This window comes from Ensifer sp. NM-2, assembly GCF_003024455.1.
In the GTDB taxonomy this organism is placed as follows: Bacteria; Pseudomonadota; Alphaproteobacteria; order Rhizobiales; family Rhizobiaceae; genus Ensifer; species Ensifer canadensis.
In genome coordinates, this window is sequence record NZ_PVZR01000025.1 from 13,704 (window position 1) to 32,143 (window position 18,440).

Consider the following 18,440-nt stretch of genomic DNA (forward strand, 5'->3'; position numbering starts at 1 on the left):
GTAAGACCATTGGTATCTTAAAATATAACTATGGATATGTGCTCGTCGTGGTGATGCGACGTAAATTTGTGCTCTTATGGATTTGTGGCTGCAAGCGTTCAGCCAGCTCCGCCGTTGACACGTCACCGGCAGGGGGCGCTATTTTGGGCCGTGCACGCGCCAGCAGTTCCTTCCCGAGCTTATCGACCAGATCGACGAACTCGAGGACAGCCGCTGATTTGATTATGAGCCGTTGACCAGACTGATACGCGCTGTCACCGCTTTTCGAAATGTAATAGGCATCCACGATGCCCTGCTGTTGGGCCAGGAGGTGGCCTGTTGGAAATACCTTATCAAGTCCGCCATTTCGCTCGTGGTAAGCAGCTGATCGTACGGGATCCCTAGCTCCTGATTCCACAGATTCGAACCTGCATCCAGATTTTGGAACGCATTGCGTCGGGCCTTCGGCCACCTAGGGTGGGTATAGACCTGTTCGCAAAGGCATTCGAACGACATCACCGTGCATCCTTAATAGCAAGAGAACCGCCACGACCTCGCGTTACGCCGTTCCTCTTTCAGCGACAGAGTTTCGCAAAGGATGAGGCTATAAGATTCCAGCATACAACGATACTATCGACCTTGATCAACACGATGGCCATAGAAAGGTTGCTTGTTATCTGCGTTGGCCGCTTTGGCAGATCGCATCGCAACTGCTGCTTTCTAAGGGTGTCAGCCTGTCTGTGATCGATATGAACCCCGATCGTATCCGCGAAGCGGGACAGTTTGGGTTCAAGCCCTTTTTCGGTGACGGCACGTGGCTCGAGACCCTGCGCCAATCGGGCTGGTTCCGCCGAGGCGCTGATGATTTGCATCAACGACCCGAAAGCGCCCAGGCACATCGTGGAATTGGCACAGCATGAATTTCCGCAGGCAAAGATTCTTGTGCAAATCTACGATCGTGGCCACGCGGTCGAGTTGATCCCCGCAGGCGTCGAATATCAGATCCGCGAAACGGTGGAATCCACCTATTTGATGGGAGCGGAGGGGCCTGCGAGCTTTGGGTGATGCTGAGCTTGACGTGGAGGAAGCCGCCGAAAAAACGGCCGGGACCGCCTGCACGTCCGGCCCGTTCCTGAGCCGCTAAGCGGAGTAGCAGCGTCGAATAGACAGCGGCAGGTACTCTGTCTCACCGCGTGCAAGTACTTGAGAGCTGAGAGGATGAAAACGTATAAAATTGCCATCGCAGGTTTCGGGGGCGTGGGACGTGCGACAGCAAGCCTGCTTCTGTCTCGGCGGGTGCGCTATCACCAGGTTTACAACGCGAATGTCCGGTTGGTCGCGGTCTGCGGATCGCGATCAGGCCTGATAAACGCGGATGGTTTGGAAGAAGAGCAACTGGACAGACTTGAGGACGGGCTGTCTGGTCCCGGATTTATAGAGGAGAGCGGCGCCGATGTGCTCATCGAAGCGGGGCCGAGTGATTTCCGCACCGGCGGTCCGGGCCTTGCCTACCTTCGTTCGGCATTGTCGGCCGGCCGAGACACGATCGTGATATCGAAGGGTGCGCTTGTCCATAGCGGAAAACAGCTTCGGGACCTGGCCCGGGGGTCGGGTGCTATGCTGAAACTCAGTGGTGCTGCCGCGGCCGCGCTGCCGACGATCGATCTCGTCAACCACAGCCTCAAGGGCTGCGAGGTGCTCGAGATCGAAGGCATCCTGAACGCCACCACCAATTTCCTGCTCGACGCTATGACGACGCGTCGGATCGGCTTCGACACGGCGTTGCATGAGGCACAGCAGGGTGGCTTCGCCGAAGCCGATCCGCGCAACGATACCGAAGGGTGGGACACCGCCTGCAAGCTGCTGATCCTCGCCAATTTCGGCCTCGGTACCGACCTGACGATGGATGATCTGACCGTCGAGGGTATCCAGTCGGTCACCAGAGATCGTATCGAGGCATGGAGCAAGGAGGGGCTCGTTCCGAAACTTGTCGGCAGCCTTACGCGTGTGAACGGCACAGTCCGCGCCAAGGTCGGCATCAGGACATACCCACTTTCCGATCCATTCGCGAACATACGCGGAAAGGACAAGGCGATCCGCATCATCACTGACGCGATGGGCGAAACGATCGCGATCGGATCCGGCAAGGAGCCGCTTGCAACAGCCGCCGCCGCGCTGAAGGATCTCGACCACATCCTGACGGTGCGAGCCGCAAACCCCCTATCGGCGTAGAAGGTATCATGATGACGAAGCGCAGCTTGTCGCCATATCGGTTTCGAAGATCTTGGCAGCTTTGAAAAGTCCCCTGCGGGAAGCTGGCTACGACATCGAGTGTGTGGATGTAGCGGAGCCAGGATGTCGGGCATCTCGATCCGCTGGGCGCCGATCTTCTCGTGGTTCTGGGTGGTTCGGTGGCAAGGTGCGCCCGCAGCAGTTCGCTCTCTAGGGTGATGATCGGACAGGCGTCATGGTCGTAGACGCCGATCGGATTCTGTCGGTCGGCTACCTCCCTGACGCTGGGCCATGCTCGCAAAACTCGATCAGCATTTCAGTCAGCACACGGACTTTTCTTGCAGGATGTTGCCCGGGCAGTCTGACTACATATATACCCGCCGGGGGCGGTGGAAAGCGTTTCATGACCGTAACCAACTCGCCTGAGTTTAGATAATCTTTTATGAGGTCATCTGGAAGCGCGGCGATACCCAATCCGGCTGCTGCGGCGACGGCGAGAGCTAACCCGTTATCGGCCTTGAAGCGCCCCTGTGGTCGAAGGGTTATCACCTTGTCTCCATCCATTGCTTGCCAGGTTTCCGTTCCCTGCATGAGAGCCTGATGGGTAACGAGTTCTTCCGGTGTCTCTGGAGAGCCGTGGGCTTTGATGTAATCCGGGCTTGCGACGAAATTCCCGTAGAGGGGACCAACGCGTCTTGCGATCAGGTTTGAGTCTTGAAGCGTGCCGACCCTGATCGCACAATCATATCCTTCTGCGATGAGGTCCACGAAGCGATCGCTGTAACAGGTCTGGATCTGGAGGTGAGGATGGCGACGCGCCATTTGTGCAAGTGCTGGTGCGAAATGCGTCGGCCCGAAGGAAAGCGGCGCGGCTACACGCAAGCGACCACGAAGCTCGCCGGCCGGTAGGATCGTCTCCCTGGCTACGTCGATTTCGGCAGAAACCCTGGCTGCGTAGTCCCGGAAGGTTGCGCCCGCCTCGGTCAGTGAAGCTCCGCGGGTGGATCGGGCTAGAAGCTGGACACCAAGCTCCGCTTCAAGCCGCACGAGCCGTCGGCTGACCATTGACTTGGAAATACCAAGTCGCAACGCGGCCGAAGTGACGCCTCCCGCATCAGCAACTTCGACGAATGTCCGGAGATCTTCGATATCCACTCAGTGTTCCTCGTTTTGCGACACAGATTAGCACACGCAAGGACTATCGCATCACAACCAGAGATGACAAGTTTCGTCCTGCGGCAGCGCCTCTGGGGGCGCATCTCTTTTTGAGCAAACGCGCTTCAAAATACCGCCAGCATAGGATGGAACCATGACCTTTCGTAACGGCCTTGACTCACTTCTCCGCCCCGAAGTGGTCCAGAGGGAGTGTTTCTCGTCGGTGATCCCGCGACAATCATCGCGAAGATTCTCAGTGCGAGTGAGGCACTTGGAGGCATATCGCGCATCACCTTCCAGATGAGCACAGCTTCGCTCGACACGGGAGGCGATGAGACAGTCGATTGAGCTTCTTGGCTGTGAGGTAGCGCCGATCATCCGGTCGGCACTAGTCGGACCATAGGTACGTCCAACGTCGAAACGGAGGCCAATGATGTCACCGAGCTCTTTCCGATCTTATCGTTCAGCGGTGATTACCAACGCAGGAGTGGGTCTAGGCCGCGATATCGCGCTTGGACTAGCCGCCAAGGGCTACATAGTCTTTGGTACGGCGACATCGGCAGCAGAAGTTCAAGTTCTTAGGCTCGCTTCCGGCGGACGCGTCAGCCTCACCGTGTGCGACATGACCAAGACAGAGGGATTGACAGCTTGGGCCGGTGGTGTGTCGGACGCACTCGACGAGGCCGGGCTTGACGTTTTGATAAGCAATGCCGGCAATCCGACGCCAGGTCCAATTGAAATCTTCCCGCGAGACGATATCCGACGGGAGTTCGAGATGAACGTTTTCGGGGCTCTTTCCGTGATCAATGCATTCTTGCCTGCTTTGCGGAAGGCACACGGACGTATCGTGCAAATTAGTACCTGGACAGCGAGTGTACCGCTGCCTTTCAGCGGACCTCTAGAAGCCTCGATGGCAGCGATGGAGGTGTTCTCTGCCGTCTATCGCGCCGAACTCAAGCCGTTCGGCATTGACGTCGTGGTAGCACCAGCAGGCAACATAAGTGACGATAATTCAGCAGGGACGGCTGCTGCCTTGGGACGGGTCACTGCCACCATGACGAAAGAGCAACGGAAACTCTATGGAAAGACATTTGGCAGGTTCGCAAATGGAGTAAAGGGCTTGCACGAGAATGGAATAGAGTCTGCGGTTGCTGCCGCATGCCTCATTGAGATCGCGGAAAGGCGACCCGCGCCGATCCGCGCTGCAATCGGCCTCGATGCCGAAGAGATGCTCCGGGCGGTCCGCGAGAAATCCGATTTGGAGCTCGACGCGCTGCGGCTCAATCTCGTCGGCTTGGCTTAGGCTCATCATCCAGCGCCGGACGCTTGGGTAGTCACTATCAAGATCAATGCAACACAGAAACAGGACTGCACAATGAGTTGGAATCCAGCGATAGAACCGGGATGTCCCGATGAAGTCGGTATCGACGCGATCGAAACCCTTATCGTTCCCAGAGCCCGCGACCTTGGCGGCTTTGAGGTTCGGCGCGCTTTGCCAGCGCCGACGCGGCAAATGGTGGGACCGTTCATTTTTTTTGATCAGGCAGGGCCGGCCGAGTTAGTGACCGGCCAGGGCATTGATGTCCGGCCGCATCCGCATATCGGTCTCGGTACTGTCACTTACCTCTATCGCGGCGACTTCCATCATCGTGACAGCACTGGGGTCGACCAGATAATACACCCGGGAGAGTTGAACTGGATGGTCGCCGGGCGCGGTGTAACGCACTCAGAACGGACAACCGCCACGGCACGATCTGGTCCGAACAGCTTGTTTGGAATTCAAACCTGGTTGGCCTTGCCGGAAAGCAACGAAGACATGGCGCCAATGTTCGAGCACCACAGCAAAGCGACGCTGCCAGTGATCGAGGACCGCGGCGTTTCGGTGCGTCTCATCCTCGGTAATGCCTATGGAAAGACCGCGCCCGCGACCATGTTTTCCGAGACGTTTTACGCCGACGTGACGCTCGAGGCAGGAGGTCGCCTGCCAATGCCGGACAACCACGAAGACAGAGGCATATATATCGTCGACGGATCCATTTCGATTGCCGGCCAGAGTTTCGAGGCGCCACAGATGATGGTGTTCAGACCTGGCGACAGAATTGCGATAGCGGCCGGTGACAGAGGTGCGCGACTGATGATACTCGGCGGCGCGACCCTGTCAGGCCCGCGATACATCTGGTGGAACTTTGTGGCTTCGTCGAGGGAGCGTATCGAAGAGGCTAAAGCCGAATGGCGAGCGCAGAAATGGGGCAAGGGCCGCTTCGACCTCCCGATCGGCGACCGTGATGAGCACATTCCTCTCCCGGAGTGATCGTAACCATCTTTTCCCTCCGATGCGCGGCGGGGAAATTGGTAGACATCAAAAGCGTGACATGCCGAAATTTATCTGGACCAAGGATGTAAGCATGAGCAACAACTGGCCTGATCTAGACTACCTCAGCTGGCGTGAGACACGCTCCGCGTTGCATCTTTACCTCCAGATCGCCGGCAAATATCGGCTTGCTCACGCTCCGTGGCTCAATCATTCCTGGAATGCGACGTTCTATGTCACACCTCGCGGGCTGACGTCCTCGATGATCCCCGACGGCCCTGGCATTGAGATCCTCTTCGACTTCCACGATCACAGGATCGTAGGTACAAATGGCGACGGGCATAGCGCGCACTTTGAACTCTTGCCAATGACGGTCGCGACGTTCCACGCCAACTTTGCCCGGTTGGTGGCCGAGCTTGGTGGTAGGCCTATCCCCGGCGGTCAGCCGAACGAAGTGCCGTATCCTATACCGTTCGAGGAAGATGAGCGCGACCGGCCTTATGATCGCGATGCCGTTCGACGCTTCCATGGTGCATTGATGGCGATCGACAAGGTATTTAAGAAGTTCAGGACTTCCTTTCTCGGAAAGTCCAGCCCTATCCACCTGTTCTGGGGCAGCTTTGATCTAGCGATGACTCGCTTTTCAGGCCGACGTGCTCCTCTCCATCCGGGCGGCATTCCGGCGCTGCCTGACGGCGTCACCCAAGAAGCCTACGACCGGGAGGTCTCCTCGGTAGGCTTTTGGCCCGGGGGCGATGGAATCGACTACCCAGCTTTCTATGCTTACGCCTATCCAGCGCCAAATGGCTTGCGGGCAGCGCAGGTCTGGCCTGACGCGGCATTCTGGCACGACGGCCTTTTGGAATTCATTTTGCCTTACGATGCCGTACAGTCCTCGGCCGATCCCGATGAAGTCCTTCTGAGCTTTCTAACCTCGACCTTTGAGGCTGCCGCCGACCTTGGCAAATGGGATCGAGATTTGCTGAAATGCAAGCATGGGCTGCCAGGACAGATACGGCCGCCAGACGCAGAGCAATCGAACAAGGCCGCTCCATCGGCGGACGAAAAGGTTGAGCGGGAAGACGGTGCATCGAAGGGTCGCTACCGGACGATCGTAGATGGGATTGAAGCCGAGATGACCTATAGTCGGGCAGGTGAAGGATTGATTATCATTGATCATACCGACGTTCCAACAGCATTGCGCGGACGCAGAGTAGGCGAAAGGCTGGTGCGGCGGGCGTTCGAGGACGCACGACGTGAAGGGGTCTCCATCATACCGCTATGCCCATTCGCGAAGGCTCAGATTGAACGTCATCCCGAATGGCAGGATGTGCTGCGTCGGCCATAGCTCACGTCGAAACCCGGAAGTGCGCATACGGCCATCCTACTCCGCTCTATGCCATCGCCACTCGCGCTTTGGGCTGAGGCCCATCGTCGCTGCACGATCTACCTCAATCTACAGAGTATCGATCCATGCGATCATCCTTCCTCAATCACACAAAGATAGTAGGCGCTGCGGCCGGTCTTGCCGTGATGCTTATTGGCTGCGCTTCGCGTCCCACGGAGGCGGTTCTTACACCCGTCAAGCTTGGTGCAGCTCCGGCGCAGGAAGTCACGTTGATTGCTGCCACGAACCGAGCAAGTTCACCGAACGGTAGTGGGTATGGAGGAGAATGGGCGAGCGCGCTATCATTCGAACGCTTTCAGTTCTCGGTTCCGGCTAATCGCGATGGAACTAAGATAGCGTATCCCGATGCACGTCCGGATCCGCAACGGCAATATTTTATCACGCAGCGGGACGAGCTCACGACGGAGAACTTCGTTGGCGCAATTACGCATGCTCCTGCATTTGATGGATCGGTCGCTGTTTTTGTCCATGGATACAACAACAGCTTTCAGGAGGCCGTGTATCGCACTGCGCAGATGGCCGCAGATGTGAATTCGCGAAGTCCGCCTGTCTTGTTTTCGTGGCCCTCGGCGGCAAGCGTAATGGGCTACGTAGCCGACAGAGATGGAGCACTCTATTCTCGAAGTGAGTTAGGCCAAGTTCTCGTCGCGCTCGCGAGGTCTCCCCGAATAAATCGGATTGAACTTGTTAGTCACAGTATGGGCGCCTTTCTATCGATGGAAGTCGTCAGGCAATTGCGATTGCAGGGGCGTTCCGAAACTCTTGATAAGCTGCAGATCGTCCTTGCCTCTCCCGACATCGACGTTGATGTTTTCCGATCACAACTGCTGGATATCGGCAAAATGTCGACCCCAATAACCTTGCTCGTATCGAAATCTGATCGCGCTTTGGTGGTGTCGAGTTTTCTAGCGAGGAAGCGTGAGCGCGTCGGAAAGGTCGATGTTTATGACCCAGTCATCGTAGAAGCTGCAAGAGCGGAACGCCTGAGGGTTGTTGATATAACCTCGCTGCAGTCCGTTGATGGACTAGGTCATGACCGGTTTGCGACCTTCGCCCGGTATGCGGATCAGTTAGCGCAGAACGAGACCCAGGATAGCAATAGTCTAGCAGGCGCGGGTGCGTTCGTATTCGACGCTGCTGGCGCGGCTGTGTCGAGCCCATTTCGATTGGCAAGTCGGATTGCTCGGCCGTAAGGTACGTGAGCAGCTGTCTAGCGCAGAATATCGGTGCTCCGGTGCCAACCTCGAACAACACCGAAACTGAGGTTGATTGACGTGCGAAAGTGGAGGGGCGTAATTGGGCGGGTGTGCTTCCATCTCGTAAACTTTTTGACCGCTTACGTCGCCGCAGTCGGAGCAATTGCCGTGACGGTAAGTATCGCGGTTGCGCTACAAGTACTTGCTAAGCCATCATTAGATGCCCTGATCGGCATGTCTATTGGGCTGGCGTTTGTCTGGGACGCAATGGGCGCGACTCTTCCAATATTCCATCCGTTGGAGTTTGAATGGCATGCCAGACCTCAGTACGTTCCTTACCAGACGGAATGTCCTCACCGCAGCGGGTGCCACCGCAGCTGCAGCGGCCATCCCGGCCGGAAGATGACGGAAGGATGCGGAAATTGAAACGCGTATCGTTCAATAATCGAAACATCGAAATCGCTGGAAACGTCCATTTTCCGAACGATTTCGATGGGAGCAGGACATATGCTGCGATCGTTCTCGCTACTCCTGGAAGCAGTGTGAAGGAGCAGATCGGCGCTATTTATTCTGCGAAACTAGCGGAGCGGGGCTTCGTGGGGCTAACCTTCGATCCGTCATACCAAGGTGAAAGCAGTGGCCAGCCACGTGATCTCGAAGATCCGGCGGCCCGGGTCGAGGACATTCGTTGCGCCGTCGATTACCTAATGACGCAACCCTTCGTGGATGAGGAAAAGGTCGGCCTGCTCGGCATCTGCGCGGGAGGCGGCTATGCGATCTGTGCTGCGCTTACCGAACACCGGTTCAAGGCAATCGGAACGGTTGTCGCCAATGACATCGGTAGCGCTTTCCGACATATGCAGCCTAAGGAAGACCTCCTCAGGAAGCTCAAGGACGTCGGCAAGCAGCGCACGTTGGAGGCGCGGGGTGGCGAACCACGGCGCGACCCCTGGATTCCGGATAGCCTGAAAGAAGCTGAGGCGACAGGGATCAAGGACCCGGAACTGCTGGAGGCGGTGAAATTTTATCGGGAATCGCGCTATCGCCATCCCAACTCCACCAACCGGCTCCTTTTTTCGAGCTACGCAGAGCTGCTCAGCTTCGACGCCTTCAACCTCGTACCGGAGCTGCTTACGCAGCCCCTTCAGGTTATCGTTGGCGGGAAACGCGGTAATACCGGTCAGTATGAGGCCGGGAAGCGGCTGTTCGAACTTTCCCCCGCGGCAGAGAAGGACCTCTTCGTGGTCGACGGGGCGGGGCACTACGACATGTATTACAAGCCCGAGTACGTGGGGCCTGCAGTTGACCGTCTGGTGTCATTTTATATGAAGCATCTTTGCGCCTCAGGCGAGGATTGAAGCCTGACCTACTCCGAAGCCGTCCTGGTTCGAAATCCGACCGCTCGGTTCGCCGCAGGGCGTCCCGAGCGGTACGTCTAAAGCGAGCATCGTCCGGTACACGCCATTTTCGGAAATGCACGAACCGTCGCTGGACTTGGGCGAGCCTGCGGCTTCGCCGAAGCCTCGCTGCTGCAATTGATATCTATTGCCGCTCTCAATCACGACTCTAGCCGGTAAAAACTTCGACGGGCCCGTGGTCGCGTTCACGGGCTCGCGGAATCAGTGCGCTGACCGAGGTTTATCGTCGCAAATCAGCAACTGGAGGGTCACCGAACATGCTCTTGTACTCACGGCTGAACTGCGATGGGCTTACATAGCCCACCTCGTAAGCTACGCGCGCTACATTCGCGGTACCCGCGGCCAGTAGCTTTCGAGCTTCCATGAGGCGGATCTGGCGTTGAAAGGCAAGCGGACTGTAGCCCGTGACAGCCTTGAAATGCCGATGAAACGAGGTGACGCTCATACCTGCAGACGCCGCGAGCTCGGCAATTACAACGGGCTTGCTATGGTTAGCAGCAAGCCAATCTGCCGCTATCTTTAGCTTTTGAAACCGTTCGCTACGCTGACCGATCTGGCGAAGCGTATCACCCATCGAAGTTTGCAAAAGACGGTAGTAAAGTTCTGCTTCGTAATGGGGCGCGAGCATGCCGATGTCGTTCGGCGTTCCGAGGAGCCCAACGACGCGAGTGAACGTATCGCCCACAGGGCCGTTGAGATCACCTGCCGCCACCGCGCATGTCCACCGGCTATCGAACTTCGGCATATCGAGCATGACGCGAGTGAGCATCCCGATATCGAGATGGAGGCTGACGCCAACGTAAGGCAGGTCAGGCGTCGCACCGGTCAATTGGTGGGTGTAGGGGAGGCCAAAGGACGACACCGCGCAAGCCCCTGCGACCATTTCGAAGCGATTGGCTCCCATGATCAACACCTTGGTGCCGCGCAGGACGGCGTAAAACATGGGTTCGAACACCGCTCGCGTGGGGAGGGTCGGAGTTGAGCTAGTCCACACCGTCAGGCGTGGAATCGGTGTCGCATGGCCAGTGATGCCTGCGCCTTCGGCAATGTAGGGGGTGACGTCGTCCAATAGTCGGGTAAGCAGATCGTCGAAACTGGCCATGAGACCTCTATTCCAGTTTTGGCAGGATTAGGCAAGTCTCTGATACGATCGTCGATGTTACTTTTGTCCCTCTTCGGCTTAATTCAGGCAGTTAGGAGAACGTGATGACCACGTTCCAGGACCCGGCTGCGGGTCTTCAACTTACATGCACGAAGAGGACAAGAGATGGGTAATCTCAAGGGCAAGTGCGCTCTCGTTACTGGAGGGTCGCGGGGCATTGGCGCGGCCATCGCGCTGGCGTTGGCCGAGAACGGCGCGGATGTCGCGATCACCTACCAGAACGCGGCTGAGCGCGCGAATGGCATCGTGTCTTCAATCGAGGAATTGGGCCAACGTGGCTTGGCCGTACGGGCTGATAGTGCCGATCTAAACGCCGTCAAGCGGGCCGTCTCTGACACCGTCGAAACGCTTGGTCGCCTGGATATTCTGGTCAATAGTGCAGCCATCGGACTGGCCGGGCCGATCGCTGACCTCGATCTCGAGAAATATCAAACTCTCATGGACGTCAATGTCCGCGGACCGCTTGCCTTCGCGCAGGCAGCAATACCCCACCTGCCTAATGGCGGTCGCATCATCTCGATCGGCTCTAGCCTTGGAGATCGCGTCCCCTTTCCGGGGGTGACGGCCTATGCGATGTCGAAATCGGCGCTGCTCTCTTTCACGCGTGGTCTGTCGCGTGAGCTCGGCCTGCAAGGCGTCACGGTGAACCTCGTCGCGCCCGGATCAACCGATACTGAGGCAAACCCGGCTGATGGGGAGAGTGCTGATTTCCAGCGAAGCTTCTCCTCGGTCGCACGTTTTGCGCAGCCGCGCGAAATCGCCGATGTGGTCGCGTTCTTGGCAAGCCCTGCCGCAGGCGTGATCACTGGTAGCATCGTGACGATTGACGGGGGCGCCAACGCATAGGCCGGATCAGCAGCCAGGGCGGGTGGGGCCAACAGGGAGCAGGCCGCGATTATCGGCGTGGCTGCTCCCTTGCTTTCATAAGTCCGCTTCCTGACCCCGAAACGGTCCGGCCTATAGCCCCCTTTTGGAACGACTGCGCGCTCTTGAACGAAGCCGTCTCATGAGCGAAGAATGGAACAGATGGTTCTAAGCGTGTTGCCGCGGTCTATGTATCCGACCGGGCTGATGATCGGGATCCTCACGATTGCCAAAGAGCAGACCGCCGTCGCGCCGGTTTTCGGTATGCGTCTGAGCAGCTTCGGAGCAGGGGCGGCCGTCACAATCTTCGCCGCCCTCGCGTTATTGGCTGGTCTATTTCGCGCTTCGGCCGGCAATTCTACCTCCATGGAGTAAGGCGCCGACCCGTCAGCGAACCGCTGGCGGCAGACAGTCCATGACAAAACGGACGACCTCTGCCGCGAGTTCGAGATCCTCCGGCGCGCCTGCGAAGCCCCCATGCGGCATTGCCTCGAAAACGTGAAGTTCGACCGGAACTCCTACGCGCCGCAGCTTGCGATGAAGTCTCACCGTATTGGAGAGGAACAGGTCGCGCGTTCCGCTTTGCAAGAATATTGGCGGGAACTCGGCTGACATTTCTCCGAAAAGCGGGGATAAGTACGGATGCGACAACTCCGCTCCGTCTGCATAGAGCAGATTGTTCGACATCAGCGAGTTAGGCAAGACGACGTCGACGGTCCGGTTGGTCTGAAAGCTGTCACCGGACTCGGTCAGATCCACTTGCGGGGACAGAAGTACAACACCCGCTGGAGACGGCATGCCTTCGTCCCGCGCTCGCAGGATGGTAGCCATGGCAAGGTTGCCGCCGGCCGAGCGCCCCCCAAACAGGACGCGACCCGCTCCATATTGATCAATCACATGGCGGTAGACCGCCATGCAGTCATCGAGTGCTGCCGGAAAGGGGTGATCCGGCGGCATCCGGTAGTCAATACCATAGCATACCATGCCGTGGCGATCTGCCTGTAACCGCGCGCTCTCACGACAGGCATCGCCACCACCGAAAACCAGCGCGCCGCCATGCAGATCGATAAAGACGCAATCTGTGAACCGAAGATTGTTTGGCGTCGCGACGTGAACGGTGGCTGTGCCCAGACGTAGAGTTTCTATCGCGACCTTCGTCTCATCCGTGGCACCCCTAAGTGCGTCGGCGTAGTGGGCGTCGGCTGCGATCTGCAGTCGACGCCACGCCTCGTGATCCTCTGGGGCGGGAAGCGGGTAAAGCGCATTGAGCGGTGTGCCGTCATCTCGTACGGCAGCTCGCAGCATAGCCTGTGCTTCGGTACTGATGGACGCGGGAACGGGGATGATGCGTTCATCCACACGGACGCCCTCCGCTGTGGAGCTTTTATGATTGTGCTCCATGCCGGCCCTCCAGTTTGAAATGTCCTCCCACCGTTCTTTGCACACCAATCCAGCCCGCTGGTGATTTTGGCCAGCAGGTTAACGCGGCCAAGTGCTCGGTCATTTGTGATCCACGTGCGCGGCGTGGCGGAATCTTTTGATGGAGCGGGAATCCGGATAGGTCTTCCAGACCCGATCAAGCGTCCGGCAGTTGCCAATGAGGATAGGTCACGTAAGCCGTCACGGCACCATCCTCGTGGGAACGGATCGTCACCTTGTCACCTTTCTGCATGGCGATGATCTCTCCGCGTCCCGCAGTCACCGATTTGTGGCCGTCGGAAACGGTGATCTTTCCTTCAAGGATCACCATCGTGTCGTGCACGGCCATAGTCTCTTCCAGGCTCTGGTTCGGCCCATAGCGCCCAAAACCGATGGTGACCGGCCCGCCATGGCGCTGGTCGAGGAGGTTGCCGGTAAAGATGTCGCCGTCTTGCCCTGGCGAGCGTTCAAGCACTGCGTCGGCAATGGCGAACTTGTGAATGGTCATGAATTGTCTCCTTCGAGATCGGCTGTGGAACGCGGCATAACCCTCCGGACCCGACGCTGCGGATCCGGGGAGGCGATGGCTCGACTGAACGGCGGGACTGGGCCTGGCGCCCGCCCCGCACGCTCTCAACTGGTAATGAACTTCAACAGATCGGCGTTTAGCACATCAGCATTCACCGTCAGCATGCCGTGAGAATAACCGGGATAGGTTATCAGCGAGCCGTTCGCCAGCAGCTTGACCGCCTTCAAGGCCGAGGCGGCGATAGGAACGACTTGGTCATCCTCGCCGTGTAGCACCAGCGTCGGTAAGGTGATTGCCTTCAAATCCTCGGTCTGGTCGGTTTCCGAGAAAGCCTTGATGCCATCGTAGTGGGCCTTGGCGCTACCCATCATCCCTTGCCGCCACCAGTTCTGGATGACGCCTTCATGGACCGTCGCACCGTTTCGGTTGAAACCGTAGAAGGGGCCTGCCGGAACGTCACGGAAGAACTGGGCACGGTTGCTGGCCAGCGCCGACCGGAAGCTGTCGAAGACCTCCATCGGTGTGCCGTCGGGATTGCTGTCGGTTTTCAGCATCAGCGGCGGAATGGCCGCGACCAGGACGGCCTTTGCCACCCGGCCGGCCGGTTCGCCGTGCCGTGCCACATAGCGTGCGACTTCCCCACCCCCGGTGGAATGGCCAATATGAACAGCGTTCCGCAGATCCAGAGCTTTGCCGACAGCAAAGGCGTCGGCTGCATAGTGATCGATGTCGTGACCCTCGGCAACCTGCTCCGATCGTCCGTGGCCGCGCCGGTCATGCGCGACGACGCGATAACCCTTCGACAGGAAGAAAAGCATCTGCGCGTCCCAATCGTCGGAACTGAGCGGCCAACCATGGTGGAATACAATGGGCTGTGCATCCTTGGGACCCCAGTCCTTGTAAAAAATCTGTACGTCGTCGTCCGTCGTGACAAAGCCCATGGTCAGTTCTCCTTCTGGAAGTTTGAGGGTGACAGGTTCCACGGCACGCGCGGTGCCCAATGGAAAGGCGAAGCTAACGGCAAGCGCCGAAGCCGAGATCAGGGTATCCCGGCGGCTGAGCGACGGGCCCGGTGCGGAGGTGGGAGGCATGGAGATGTTCCGTGGTTTAATCCAAGGCGACGGTTGCGATCATGCGCAGCGGTCTCGCATAGAGGATCGGCGATGGGCCTATAAGCGAATGTGCGGTTGGAGGGGTTATGAGCTTGTCCTTGGCTGGCCTTCCAGTGTGTAGGTTTGCCGGCGGGCCTGCTCTCAAGCGTTGCCCGGAGACTTGATGGCATCTCGACAAGCGATTTGATAGTACGTCATAGCGGGAAGCTGTGTCGCCAAACACGGAACACTTCGCATGGCTGACACGCAGCGTAATTGATATCGCTGTTCCACTTTCCGCAACAGAGTTTTGCAGCTGGCGAGGCTATCCCGCTCTTATTGGCGACGCTACCAAATGCCGACATAAATTCTGCATCGATAAATTGCGACCGTATTGATCGACCGGACGACGAGTTGGCTGGACCGCACTGCTCGGCCAGTTCGAACCGATGTTCTTTCGAAGATCTGGGGTGCGGTGGCGGCTGCTTTTCACGGCGCTGCTCGTGGGGTGGCAAGATGATGCGCCTTGACTGACCGCCGCGGAGGCTCAATCGGTCGATCGTCACTTCGTCGAGCTGGGTCAGAACCCTCTTGCAAAGGAAAAGCATATGAAAGCTGCAGTCTATGACAATCCCGGCCCCCCAACTGTCTTGAGATACATCGATGTGCCCGATCCTGTCTGCGGGCGGCATGATGTTCTGATTGCTGTTGAAGCGATTTCGATCGAGGGCGGCGACCTGATCAACCGCCGTTCCACACCGCAGCAGTCGCCTTGGATTGTTGGCTATGCCGCCGCTGGGACCGTGGTTGCGGTGGGTGAAGACGTGCGCGATCGCGCAGTCGGACAAAAGGTCGCTGCTTTCGATCTGCAGGGCTCGCATGCGGAGCTCTGGTCAGTGCCGGCCGGGCGCACATGGCTGGTCCCGGACAGTCTGGACATGGCACAGGCCGCCGCGCTCCCAATTTCCTTTGGAACAGCTCATCAGTGTGTGATGGCCCGAGGGGGCTTGCAGGAAGCCGAGACTACCCTGATCCAGGCCGCTGCGGGGGGGGTTGGTCTGGCAGCCGTCCAACTGGCGGCTGAGGCAGGTGCGAACGTGATCGCTGTGGCGAGTGGTACCGAGCGTGCAGCGCGCCTGATCGAACTCGGTGCATCACATGTCATCGATCGCTTGGAGAATGACGTCGTCGAGCAGGTCCTTAGGCTGACCGGCGGCAAGGGAGCCGAGCTCGTCATCGATCCCGTCGGTTCGACCTTGCAGGCCTCGCTCTCCGCACTCGCTCCCGAGGGACGCCTCGTCTTCGTCGGAAACGCCGGCGGTGGCGGGCTTGATGTCGACTTGTGGCATGCGATGCAGAACAATCAAACCCTCCACGGTGTCTTCATGGGACCACTTTTTGAGAGGCCTACTATACACAAGAGAGTTGACGAACTTCTCAAGGCAGCGGCTGACAGGCGCCTTAAAGTCGTGATCGATCGGGCATTTCCTTTGCAGGACGCATCCAAGGCACATGACTACGCGGAGACAGCCAAACCGCTGGGTCGCGTCGTGATGAAACCCTGACTCTGGCGATGCCAGGGACCTTTTGGGCGTGGGGCGAGCGGCTATCGGGTCATAGCAAGATGCAGTTGCTTGTCGCTAACCGAGGCTTCGCGACGTTCGTAGGCACGGTCGCGCAGGCAACTGATGACGCTGCCCCCATGTTAGACGAAGAGTGCGTCGGCCCTTTGGGAATTTGTGCCCGGGGTGGGTGCGGATCAACGCGCCATTCACCGAGCATTGTCTCAAGGCAGTTGGAACGGTTGTCGCCAACCACATCGGCCAGGCGTTTCGCAAAATGCTTCGGGACGTTCGCTAGGTGCGGGAAATAAGCGGATAGGCAAGGCACGAGCTGGCGAGCGGCGTGGGATCCGTGGATTCCCGTTGCGACATTCTATTCGAAACATCTTGCGGCATAGCGAACTGCGTCGCGCTACCTCTCCGACGTTGAACAATGGTCGAAACACTCGATCAGCATTTCAGTCAGAACACGTACCTTTCTAGCAGGACGCTGCCCCGGCGGCCTGACTACATATATCCCGGCCGGCGGTGGCGGATGGCGCGTCATGACCGGTACCAGGGCGCCAGACGCAACGTGATCGTCGGTTAGACCGTCCGGCAATCTGGCGATGCCCAGTCCGGCTAATGCGGCAGCGACGAGAGCCACGCCGTTGTCTGCTTTGAAGCGCCCTCTCGGGTTCACTGTGACGATCTTATCGCCATCCATTAATTGCCAGGCTTCAGTGCCGTGCTGTAGAGCCTGATGGGCGCTAAATTCGTCTAGAGTTTCGGGGGCACCATGCGCATTGATGTAATCTGGACTTGCGAGCAGCTTACCATAAAGCGGCCCGACACGTCTGGCGACAAGGTTGGAATCCTGCAGGTAGCCAACACGAATCGCGCAATCGAACCCCTCCGCAATCAGGTCGACGAAACGATCAGTATAGCACGACTGAATGTGAAGTCGTGGGTGGCGCCGCGCCATCTGGGCAAGCACAGGTGCAAAATGGGTTGGGCCAAAAGAAAGCGGCGCGGCTACACGCAAGCTTCCGCGAAGTTCGCCGGCCGGTAGGATCGTCTCCCTGGCTACGTCGATTTCGGCAGAAACCCTGGCAGCGTAGTCCCGGAAGGTTGCGCCCGCCTCGGTCAGTGAAGCTCCGCGGGTGGATCGGGCTAGAAGCTGGACACCAAGCTCCGCTTCAAGCCGCACGAGCCGTCGGCTGACGATCGACTTGGAGATACCAAGTCGCAACGCGGCCGAAGTGACGCCTCCCGCATCAGCGACTTCGACGAATGTCCGGAGATCTTCAATATCCACTCGGCGTTCCTCGTTCTGCGACACAGTTTAACACACGCAAGGACTACCGCATCACAAACAGGAATGACAAGTTTCGTCCCGCGGCAGCGCCTCTGGGGGCGCATCTCTTTTTGAACAAACGCGCTTCAAAATACCGCCAACATAGGATGAAACCATGACCTTTCGTAACGGCCTTGACTCACTTCTCCGCCCCGAAGATTCCGTCCTCGTTCTGATCGATCATCAGCCTTACCAGCTGGCGAACTTGAACAGCCACGATCCGCAAGCTGTGGTCAACAGCACGACCGCGCTGGCGAAACTGGCAAAAGCCTTCAATGTTCCGACCATTCTCACCAGCGTGATCGCGGGGCGCGGTGGACTTCTCTTCAAGCAGATCACTGACGTATTTCCGGACCAGGAAGTCATCGATCGCACCTGGGTGAACACCTGGCAGGACGAGAATGTGGTGAACGTCGTCAAGGCGACCGGCCGCAAGCAACTGATCATCGCCGGGCTGTGGACCGAGGTCTGCGTCGCAATGCCTGTCATCCAGGCCGCCGGCGAAGGCTGGGACGTCACCGTGATCACCGACGCGTCGGGCGGGATTTCGAAGGAGTCTCACGAAGTTGCCATCCAGCGAATGATCGCGGCCGGTGCGAACGTGATGACCGTGATGGCGCTCGCTGGTGAATGGCAACGCGATTGGGCGCGCACCGGGCATGTCGAGGAACTGACCCAGATTCTCATCCAGCACTTCAGCGGCAGCGGCATTGCATATCTTTGGGAGCAGCAGTTGCTCAACACCCCGGTGCCTACCACAAAAAGCGGGCACTAGCAC

The 18,440-nt window shown here is 58.2% G+C and carries 19 protein-coding genes and 1 pseudogene; 13 read left to right on the forward strand and 7 right to left on the reverse strand.

Annotation, left to right across the window (positions count from 1 at the left end; all coding sequences use genetic code 11):
- Positions 1-28 precede the first annotated feature (28 nt).
- Positions 29-286: a hypothetical protein gene (locus tag C6558_RS41160; protein ID WP_245449248.1), complete on the reverse strand. Its 258-nt coding sequence runs from the start codon at positions 284-286 to the stop codon at positions 29-31.
- A 554-nt stretch (positions 287-840) separates the two neighbouring features.
- Here C6558_RS41160 and C6558_RS41165 point away from each other — a divergent pair.
- The gene (locus tag C6558_RS41165) at positions 841-1,044 is read left to right on the forward strand and encodes a hypothetical protein (protein WP_245449249.1); all 204 of its coding nucleotides are present in this window, start codon (positions 841-843) and stop codon (positions 1,042-1,044) included.
- 153 nt (positions 1,045-1,197) lie between these two features.
- Positions 1,198-2,211: a homoserine dehydrogenase gene (locus C6558_RS32370; RefSeq protein WP_107028299.1), complete on the forward strand. Its 1,014-nt coding sequence runs from the start codon at positions 1,198-1,200 to the stop codon at positions 2,209-2,211.
- A gap of 270 nt (positions 2,212-2,481) precedes the next feature.
- On the opposite strand, the gene C6558_RS32375 is transcribed toward C6558_RS32370, so the two are convergent.
- Positions 2,482-3,366, reverse strand: a complete 885-nt coding sequence (locus tag C6558_RS32375; RefSeq protein WP_107028238.1) for a LysR family transcriptional regulator — start codon at positions 3,364-3,366, stop codon at positions 2,482-2,484.
- Positions 3,367-3,564: 198 nt separating this feature from the next.
- Here C6558_RS32375 and C6558_RS41170 point away from each other — a divergent pair.
- From C6558_RS41170 to C6558_RS32410, 7 genes and pseudogenes are all read left to right on the forward strand, one after another.
- A pseudogene (locus C6558_RS41170) lies at positions 3,565-3,769 on the forward strand (LLM class flavin-dependent oxidoreductase); the annotation flags it as partial.
- Positions 3,770-3,799: 30 nt separating this feature from the next.
- Entirely contained in the window at positions 3,800-4,669 is an 870-nt protein-coding gene (locus C6558_RS32385; protein WP_107028300.1) for an SDR family NAD(P)-dependent oxidoreductase, read from the forward strand.
- Positions 4,670-4,741: 72 nt separating this feature from the next.
- Entirely contained in the window at positions 4,742-5,677 is a 936-nt protein-coding gene (locus C6558_RS32390; RefSeq protein ID WP_107028239.1) for a pirin family protein, read from the forward strand.
- A gap of 94 nt (positions 5,678-5,771) precedes the next feature.
- Positions 5,772-7,025: a DUF5996 family protein gene (locus C6558_RS32395; RefSeq protein ID WP_107028301.1), complete on the forward strand. Its 1,254-nt coding sequence runs from the start codon at positions 5,772-5,774 to the stop codon at positions 7,023-7,025.
- A gap of 125 nt (positions 7,026-7,150) precedes the next feature.
- Positions 7,151-8,278 carry an alpha/beta hydrolase gene (locus C6558_RS32400; protein WP_107028240.1) on the forward strand — a complete coding sequence of 376 codons (1,128 nt, stop codon included), beginning with the start codon at positions 7,151-7,153 and terminating at the stop codon, positions 8,276-8,278.
- A 316-nt stretch (positions 8,279-8,594) separates the two neighbouring features.
- Positions 8,595-8,687: a twin-arginine translocation signal domain-containing protein gene (locus tag C6558_RS41800; protein ID WP_107028241.1), complete on the forward strand. Its 93-nt coding sequence runs from the start codon at positions 8,595-8,597 to the stop codon at positions 8,685-8,687.
- A gap of 16 nt (positions 8,688-8,703) precedes the next feature.
- The gene (locus C6558_RS32410) at positions 8,704-9,639 is read left to right on the forward strand and encodes an alpha/beta hydrolase (RefSeq protein WP_245449250.1); all 936 of its coding nucleotides are present in this window, start codon (positions 8,704-8,706) and stop codon (positions 9,637-9,639) included.
- 280 nt (positions 9,640-9,919) lie between these two features.
- On the opposite strand, the gene C6558_RS32415 is transcribed toward C6558_RS32410, so the two are convergent.
- A complete protein-coding gene (locus C6558_RS32415) occupies positions 9,920-10,801 on the reverse strand; it encodes an AraC family transcriptional regulator (RefSeq protein ID WP_107028243.1) in 882 nt (293 codons plus the stop codon).
- Positions 10,802-10,966: 165 nt separating this feature from the next.
- Here C6558_RS32415 and C6558_RS32420 point away from each other — a divergent pair, with 165 nt between their 5' ends.
- Together C6558_RS32420 and C6558_RS32425 are read left to right on the forward strand one after the other, a co-directional pair.
- Positions 10,967-11,707, forward strand: a complete 741-nt coding sequence (locus C6558_RS32420; protein WP_107028244.1) for an SDR family NAD(P)-dependent oxidoreductase — start codon at positions 10,967-10,969, stop codon at positions 11,705-11,707.
- A gap of 171 nt (positions 11,708-11,878) precedes the next feature.
- Positions 11,879-12,100 carry a hypothetical protein gene (locus tag C6558_RS32425; RefSeq protein WP_199197083.1) on the forward strand — a complete coding sequence of 74 codons (222 nt, stop codon included), beginning with the start codon at positions 11,879-11,881 and terminating at the stop codon, positions 12,098-12,100.
- A gap of 12 nt (positions 12,101-12,112) precedes the next feature.
- Here C6558_RS32425 and C6558_RS32430 read toward each other — a convergent pair whose 3' ends face one another.
- The 3 genes from C6558_RS32430 to C6558_RS32440 all read right to left on the reverse strand — a co-directional run bounded on the left by C6558_RS32430 (position 12,113) and on the right by C6558_RS32440 (position 14,614).
- Complete coding sequence (locus C6558_RS32430; protein WP_107028245.1) at positions 12,113-13,126, reverse strand: alpha/beta hydrolase; 1,014 nt, start codon at positions 13,124-13,126, stop codon at positions 12,113-12,115.
- 175 nt (positions 13,127-13,301) lie between these two features.
- Positions 13,302-13,652 carry an ethanolamine utilization protein gene (locus tag C6558_RS32435; RefSeq protein WP_107028246.1) on the reverse strand — a complete coding sequence of 117 codons (351 nt, stop codon included), beginning with the start codon at positions 13,650-13,652 and terminating at the stop codon, positions 13,302-13,304.
- A gap of 125 nt (positions 13,653-13,777) precedes the next feature.
- Positions 13,778-14,614 (reverse strand): alpha/beta fold hydrolase, encoded by an 837-nt coding sequence (locus C6558_RS32440; RefSeq protein WP_199197088.1) that lies wholly within the window; start codon positions 14,612-14,614, stop codon positions 13,778-13,780.
- A 758-nt stretch (positions 14,615-15,372) separates the two neighbouring features.
- Between C6558_RS32440 and C6558_RS32445 the strand changes: the two genes are divergently transcribed.
- Positions 15,373-16,329, forward strand: coding sequence for a zinc-binding alcohol dehydrogenase family protein (locus tag C6558_RS32445; RefSeq protein ID WP_107028248.1), 957 nt, complete (start codon positions 15,373-15,375; stop codon positions 16,327-16,329).
- A 409-nt stretch (positions 16,330-16,738) separates the two neighbouring features.
- Here C6558_RS32445 and C6558_RS32450 read toward each other — a convergent pair whose 3' ends face one another.
- The gene (locus C6558_RS32450; protein WP_107028249.1) at positions 16,739-17,623 is read right to left on the reverse strand and encodes a LysR family transcriptional regulator; all 885 of its coding nucleotides are present in this window, start codon (positions 17,621-17,623) and stop codon (positions 16,739-16,741) included.
- A gap of 154 nt (positions 17,624-17,777) precedes the next feature.
- Between C6558_RS32450 and C6558_RS32455 the strand changes: the two genes are divergently transcribed.
- A complete protein-coding gene (locus C6558_RS32455; RefSeq protein ID WP_107028250.1) occupies positions 17,778-18,437 on the forward strand; it encodes a hydrolase in 660 nt (219 codons plus the stop codon).
- The last annotated feature ends 3 nt before the right edge of the window (positions 18,438-18,440 follow it).

What these genes read in the sequence shown, in the direction of transcription:
- C6558_RS41165 (WP_245449249.1), top strand. Translation starts at nt 841, where the DNA reads ATGATTTGCATCAACGACCCGAAAGCGCCCAGGCACATCGTGGAATTG.
- C6558_RS32370 (WP_107028299.1), top strand. Translation starts at nt 1,198, where the DNA reads ATGAAAACGTATAAAATTGCCATCGCAGGTTTCGGGGGCGTGGGACGT.
- C6558_RS32385 (WP_107028300.1), top strand. Translation starts at nt 3,800, where the DNA reads ATGTCACCGAGCTCTTTCCGATCTTATCGTTCAGCGGTGATTACCAAC.
- C6558_RS32390 (WP_107028239.1), top strand. Translation starts at nt 4,742, where the DNA reads ATGAGTTGGAATCCAGCGATAGAACCGGGATGTCCCGATGAAGTCGGT.
- C6558_RS32395 (WP_107028301.1), top strand. Translation starts at nt 5,772, where the DNA reads ATGAGCAACAACTGGCCTGATCTAGACTACCTCAGCTGGCGTGAGACA.
- C6558_RS32400 (WP_107028240.1), top strand. Translation starts at nt 7,151, where the DNA reads ATGCGATCATCCTTCCTCAATCACACAAAGATAGTAGGCGCTGCGGCC.
- C6558_RS41800 (WP_107028241.1), top strand. Translation starts at nt 8,595, where the DNA reads ATGCCAGACCTCAGTACGTTCCTTACCAGACGGAATGTCCTCACCGCA.
- C6558_RS32415 (WP_107028243.1), bottom strand. Translation starts at nt 10,801, where the DNA reads ATGGCCAGTTTCGACGATCTGCTTACCCGACTATTGGACGACGTCACC.
- C6558_RS32420 (WP_107028244.1), top strand. Translation starts at nt 10,967, where the DNA reads ATGGGTAATCTCAAGGGCAAGTGCGCTCTCGTTACTGGAGGGTCGCGG.
- C6558_RS32425 (WP_199197083.1), top strand. Translation starts at nt 11,879, where the DNA reads ATGGAACAGATGGTTCTAAGCGTGTTGCCGCGGTCTATGTATCCGACC.
- C6558_RS32430 (WP_107028245.1), bottom strand. Translation starts at nt 13,126, where the DNA reads ATGGAGCACAATCATAAAAGCTCCACAGCGGAGGGCGTCCGTGTGGAT.
- C6558_RS32435 (WP_107028246.1), bottom strand. Translation starts at nt 13,652, where the DNA reads ATGACCATTCACAAGTTCGCCATTGCCGACGCAGTGCTTGAACGCTCG.
- C6558_RS32440 (WP_199197088.1), bottom strand. Translation starts at nt 14,614, where the DNA reads ATGGGCTTTGTCACGACGGACGACGACGTACAGATTTTTTACAAGGAC.
- C6558_RS32445 (WP_107028248.1), top strand. Translation starts at nt 15,373, where the DNA reads ATGAAAGCTGCAGTCTATGACAATCCCGGCCCCCCAACTGTCTTGAGA.
- C6558_RS32455 (WP_107028250.1), top strand. Translation starts at nt 17,778, where the DNA reads ATGACCTTTCGTAACGGCCTTGACTCACTTCTCCGCCCCGAAGATTCC.